This window comes from Brooklawnia sp. (assembly GCF_032229645.1).
Taxonomy (GTDB): Bacteria; Actinomycetota; Actinomycetes; order Propionibacteriales; family Propionibacteriaceae; genus Brooklawnia.
Genome location: NZ_JAVTWX010000103.1, coordinates 1 through 5,790 on the forward strand (window position 1 = coordinate 1; position 5,790 = coordinate 5,790).

5 protein-coding genes are annotated in these 5,790 nt (G+C 64.5%); 3 read left to right on the forward strand and 2 right to left on the reverse strand.

Annotated features, from left to right (window positions below; all coding sequences use genetic code 11):
- Positions 1–30 precede the first annotated feature (30 nt).
- The gene (locus tag AAFP05_RS07905) at positions 31–771 is read left to right on the forward strand and encodes a C4-type zinc ribbon domain-containing protein (RefSeq protein WP_341729316.1); all 741 of its coding nucleotides are present in this window, start codon (positions 31–33) and stop codon (positions 769–771) included.
- Between the two features lie 68 nt (positions 772–839).
- On the opposite strand, the gene AAFP05_RS07910 is transcribed toward AAFP05_RS07905, so the two are convergent.
- Positions 840–1,283: a MarR family transcriptional regulator gene (locus AAFP05_RS07910; RefSeq protein ID WP_341729317.1), complete on the reverse strand. Its 444-nt coding sequence runs from the start codon at positions 1,281–1,283 to the stop codon at positions 840–842.
- A 101-nt stretch (positions 1,284–1,384) separates the two neighbouring features.
- On the opposite strand from AAFP05_RS07910, the gene AAFP05_RS07915 reads away from it, so the two are divergent.
- Positions 1,385–3,211 carry an ABC transporter ATP-binding protein gene (locus AAFP05_RS07915; RefSeq protein ID WP_341729318.1) on the forward strand — a complete coding sequence of 609 codons (1,827 nt, stop codon included), beginning with the start codon at positions 1,385–1,387 and terminating at the stop codon, positions 3,209–3,211.
- Positions 3,212–3,242: 31 nt separating this feature from the next.
- Here the strand turns inward: AAFP05_RS07915 and AAFP05_RS07920 are convergent, their stop codons facing one another.
- Positions 3,243–4,169 (reverse strand): LysR substrate-binding domain-containing protein, encoded by a 927-nt coding sequence (locus AAFP05_RS07920; RefSeq protein WP_341729319.1) that lies wholly within the window; start codon positions 4,167–4,169, stop codon positions 3,243–3,245.
- Between the two features lie 231 nt (positions 4,170–4,400).
- Here AAFP05_RS07920 and AAFP05_RS07925 point away from each other — a divergent pair.
- The coding region (locus AAFP05_RS07925; protein WP_341729320.1) for a proline dehydrogenase family protein at positions 4,401–5,790 on the forward strand (1,390 nt) is incomplete at its 3' end.

Below are 5,790 nucleotides of genomic sequence, written 5' to 3' on the forward strand. Positions count from 1 at the left end.
CTAAGCTTCTGGCAACGAAAGGTTTCATCGATGCAAGCTGATTCCGGTGCGCAACGCGCGCTGCTGCAGGTCGCCGATCTCGATACCCAAGTGGCCAGGCTGCGCCACCGCCGGTCGACCCTTCCCGAGAACGCCGCACTGGCCGAACTGCAGGTCAAACGCGGCAAGCTGAGCGAGCAGATCGTTGCCGCGCAGACCCGCAGGGCAGATGCGGAGATCGAGCAGGAGCGGGTGGAGATCGATCTGGCGCCGGCGCGCGCCCGGCTGGAGCGCAATCAGCAGAAGATCGACGCCGGCTTGATCACGGCAAAGGCGTTGCAGCCGATGCTGGACGAGGTCGAGCACCTTCGCGGGCGCATCTCCACCTTGGAGGACACCCAGCTTGAGATCATGCAGCAGATCGAGGACGAGACCGCGATCTGCGACAAACTGACTGCCGAGCGCAACGATATCGAGACCCAGATGCGGGATCTACTGGCCAGCCGCAACAACGCTGCCGCCGAGCTCGATATCTTGGCGACCCAGTTGTCGGAACAGCGGTCAACGCTGTCCGGCCGCCTGCCGGCCGACTTGATGGCAATCTACGAGAAGGTGGCGCAGCGTGCCGGCGGTACGGGTGCTGCCGAACTGCGGGCCCGGCGGTGCGGTGGGTGTGGCCTGGAGTTGGACATGAGTGAGTTGAAGCGGCAGGCCACCGCGGCGCCCGACGATGTGTTGCGTTGTGAGGAGTGCGGACGAATCCTCGTCCGCACCGAGAACTCGGGGCTCTAGCCGGCTGATTTCGGGTCTTGGGCTGGCCTCGCGCGAACCGGGTGGGTCCGGTGGGTGAGACCCGACCACTACTCGGGCTGGTGATCCAGGTGCTGGAGGATGCGCCGCAACTCGGAGCGGTCTGATTCGTCAAGGCCCGACAAGAAGACTTCGCCTTGTGCGGCACGTACCTGGCTGATCTGGTCGGCGCGCTCGATGCCCGACGCGGTGGCGCTCACCAGAATCGCACGCCGATCGCGCGGATCGGGTTCGCGTGCCAGTAAACCTGCGCCGACCAGGGCTTCGACAACCTCTGTGGCCGAGCGCAGACTGATCCTCAACTGTTCGGCGAGTTGGCTGGGGCGCAACGGACCCGACCTGATGATCTGCCGAAGGGCCCGGGCCTGGTGCGGGCTGACGCCAAAGGGCTCCAGCGCGCTGAGCGTGGCTCGGCGCTGCTGCCGGGCGACGCGGGCGAAGAGTTCGCCGAGGTCGTCGACCCGGCCTTGATGATTGGTCGCCGGTTCGCTCACAGCATCCGTCCTTTCGCTCACAAATGACTTGCATTTCCAAAGTAATGAGGTAACCTCTTAATTGTTGTACCTCAGTATATCTTGGATGGAGGTGATTTCCCATGGCAGATCTTGGTGGCATGAGCGGCCTGGGACCGCAACGCATCGATCCCGCTGACAAGGCACAGCTTGCGGAATCCCCTGTGCGTTGGCAGCGAATCGCGGGGCTCTTCGCGCCTCAGCGCTGGCGCCTGACGCTGCTGCTGGGCATCATCGTGTTGATCGCGCTCGTCGGCATGGGACAACCGTTCCTGCTGCGTGCGGTGATCGATGACGCCCTGCCCGACCGCGACACCCAGTTGCTCGTCATGGCAGCGCTCGGCATGGTCGCGATCGCGATCGTCACCGCTATCGGCGGGGTCTGGCAGACGTGGCTGGCCAGCGCCATCGGTGAACGTGTCATGCACAATCTGCGCGTCGATGTCTTCGCTAATCTTCAGCGGCAGTCGATCGACTTCTTCAAACGCACTCGGGCCGGCGAGATTCAGTCCCGGTTGGTCAACGACGTTGCCGGCCTTCAGGCGGTGCTCACCACGACCGCTACATCGGTGGCGACAAACCTCACCACCGCAGTCGCAACGGCGGTCGCGATGGCCGTTCTCGATTGGCGGCTGAGCTTGATCAGCCTGGTCGTGCTGCCTCCCGCGATTTGGGGTACTCGCAGGGTCGCCTTGGTGCGCCGCGATCTCACCCGGGCGCGCCAGGCAGCCATGGCGCAATTGCACGGCGAAGTGGACGAGGCACTCACCGTCAGCGGAGCATTGTTGTCGAAGACCCTCGGCATCGCCGACCAGCGCACGGCATCATTCTCCGCGATCTCCGCCAAACTGATCGACCTAGACATGCGGTCACAGCTGGCCGGGCGTTGGCGGATGGCAACGATGAACATCATCTTTGCGGCGCTGCCCGCGGTCATCTATCTGGCGGCCGGCTTCGGGCCGGTCGATGGCGGCCTGACCATCGGCACGGTGGTGGCGTTCACTGCGCTGCAAGCGCAGATCTTCCGTCCGATCATGGGGCTGCTCAACATTGGGGCCCAGTGGGTTGCGTCGATGGCCCTGCTCAGCCGCGTCTTCGAGTATCTCGATCTGGTGCCGCACGTTCCTGCGCCGGCGGTTCCGGTGCAGGTCGACGCGAGCAGCATGCGCGGCGAGATCCGCTACGAGCATGTCGGCTATGCCTATCCGGACGCCGACCGGCCCGCTCTGGACGACGTCGATCTGACGATCCCGGCCGGTGGATCGGTCGGTTTGGCAGGATCGACCGGATCGGGCAAGTCGACTGCGGCGTCCTTGTTGTCGAGGCTCGCCGATCCGACGCAGGGTCGCATCACGATCGACGGTATCGATCTTCGCGACTTCGACCCGAACACCTTGACGTCCATCGTCGGAGTGGTGACGCAGGAGACCTACCTGGTACATGACAGCCTGCGCGGCAATTTGCTGCTGGCCAAGCCGGACGCCAGTGATTCCGAGCTCTGGCAGGCACTCGACGCCGCCCGCATCGCCGATGTTGTGCGCGGGCTGCCCGAGGGCCTGGACACGGTCGTCGGCGCTCGCGGGCACCGATTCAGCGGGGGAGAACGGCAACGCATCGCGGTGGCGCGCACCTTGCTGCGCAACCCGTGCGTGCTGGTCTTGGATGAGGCCACCAGTGCCTTGGACGTGACCACCGAGCACGAGTTGCAGGCGGCCCTTGATCATCTGGCCGCCGGGCGAACTACGCTCACCATCGCGCACCGGCTCGGCACGATTCGCGACGCCGACCAGATCGTTGTGCTCGACCGGGGCCGGATTGTCGAACGCGGCAGCCATCACGAACTGCTCGCCGCCGGCGGACGCTATGCCGAGATGAACGGCCAATACCTGCTCGCGGCGGACGCCGCCTGATCCTGGGAATATCTGTGCGGCCTGGCGACCGCTATGCGCTGTGCCTGGTCAGTTCGTAGGCCTCGGCGACCTGGGTGAGGATCGTGCGGAAGGCTACCAGCGCCGGATTGGCCGTGCTGGAGACCCGGGCGGCAGTGAAGATTGTCCGTCGGGGGTCGCCGGGCAGGTCGATCAAGCGCAGCTTTGGTGAGGGACCGGCATGGATGAGGCCGGGAAGCAGCCCAACCGCATTCCCGGATTCGATCAGCCGGATGTGGGCCTGCAGGTCGGCCGTCTCATAGCGGACGTCCGGCTCGAACCCACTGCTGCGGCACTGCTGCTCAGCCCAGTGACGTGAGGCCGCCCCCTTGGGCTCCATCACCCACGGAAGGCCCGCTGCATCGGCGAGCGTGTGGGCATCGTCGAAGGCCGGATCATCAATGGCGCTTGGGGGAAGGGCCAGTTGGATGCGATCTCGAATGAGAGGCCGGCGGTCCAGGCCGTCGAAATGCTCGGTGGCGTGACCCGGGTACTGCTCGGCGATCACCAGATCGAAACCTCGTGCCCAGGTCTCGCGCAAGGCTGCCTCGGGCTCATGCTGCACGAGTTGGACTCGTACCGAGGGGTACTCGGCCCGCAGCCGCCTCAGTGCCGTGGGCAGAATCGCCAGTACAGCTGTTTGGAACGCGGCCACCCGCACGGTGCCGCGGACCGTCTCGTCGAAGCTGCGCATGGACGATTCGACACGCTCCACCTCGTCGAGTAGCTGCTCGGTCTCGGCGACCAGCAGCTTAGCCGCCGGCGTGAGTTGGAGGTGACGTCCGGCGCGTGTCAGCAGGGGGACTCCGAGCTCCTTCTCCAAGGTGGTCAACTGCTGGGACACCGCCGAGGGGCTGAAGCTGAGGGCATCGGCGACCGCGATGATCGTGCCCCGGACGTGGAGTTCTCGAAGCAACCTGAGGCGTTTGAGGTCCAGCATCCTTGCCCTTCCGCGCGCCGTGACTAGGAGTGTTAAGAGTCTGTTTCGCGCGCTCGCCGCTGTGGGGGTGCCGCGGTCCGCAACAGCCCATTGATTAGGAATGTTAAGGATAGCTGATGTTCAATCCGCAGATAATTGCACTTTACTTTAGGTTACGGGTGGCCCACCATGACACCAGATGATTAATTCCTGGTGCGCGCGAGCGCGCGGGGTTGACTGAAGGGCACTCCCATGGCAGACGCGACCGATATTCGTCCCCAGGACCTAGCGGAGCCTGCCATAGCGCTGGTCCGGCGCTGGCTGGCCGAGGCTGCGGACTATCCTGTCGAGTCTTCGGCCGCGCTGCTGGCCGGAGTGCTGCAGGATCCGAACGGTCTGGATTTCACGGTCGGATTCGTCGATGGTGTGGTGCGTCCCGAGGACCTCCGTGCGGCCGCCAAGAAGCTGAAGGAGCTCGCCCCGATCACACCGAAGTTCCTACCGCTGGTCATGCGCGGCGGGATGACGCTGGGTAAGACTTTCGCAGGCCCGCTGCCGCAGGTAGTGGTTCCGGCGGCCCGTAAGGTGCTGCGCGAATTGGTGAGTCACCTCATCATCGATGCCACCGACGCCAAGCTGGGCGCGGCCATCCAGAAGATCAAGAAGGACGGCATCCGCCTGAACGTCAATCTGCTCGGCGAGGCGATTCTCGGTGATACGGAGGCCGAGCACAGGCTCGGCGGTACTCTTCGGCTGCTGCAGCGCGACGACGTTGACTACGCGTCGATCAAGGTGTCGGCGACCGTGGCACCGCACAACCACTGGGCCTTCGACGATGCCGTCGACCACATCGTGAACCATCTGCAGCCGCTTTTCGAATGCGCGGCCGCCGCCAGCCCGCAGAAGTTCATCAACCTCGACATGGAGGAGTACAAGGATCTCGACCTGACCATCGCGGTCTTCAAGCGAATCCTCGAGCGTCCGGAATTCCGAAACCTGCAGGCCGGCATCGTCTTGCAGGCCTATCTGCCCGATGCCCTGGGTGCCGCTATGGGACTGCAGGAATGGGCGGCCAAGCGGGTTGCCGAGGGTGGCGCTCCTATCAAGATCCGTGTCGTCAAGGGCGCAAACCTGCCAATGGAATTGGTGGATGCCGCGATCCATGGGTGGCCGGCGACGACCTGGGGCTCGAAGCAGGCCAGCGACACCGGCTACAAGGCCGTGCTCGACTACGCCCTGCGGCCCGAGCACGTGAAGAATGTGCGCGTCGGAATCGCGGGTCACAATCTCTTCGACGTTGCCCTGGCCTGGCTACTCGCCAAAGAACGCGGCGTCACCGAGGGCATCGATGTCGAGATGCTGCTCGGCATGGCCACGGGGCAGGCGGAAGCAGTCAAGCGCGAGGTCGGTTCGCTGCTGCTCTACACCCCGGTCGTGCATCCCGAAGAATTCGACGTGGCGATCGCCTATCTGATCCGACGGCTCGAAGAGGGCGCGAGTCACGAGAACTTCATGTCTGCGGTCTTCGAACTGAACGAGGACGAGGCTCTCTTCGAGCGGGAGAAGAACCGCTTCATGGCCGCACTCGATCACCTTGAGGCCATCACCGGAGACGGATCGGTCGAATCCTTCCAGGTGCCGA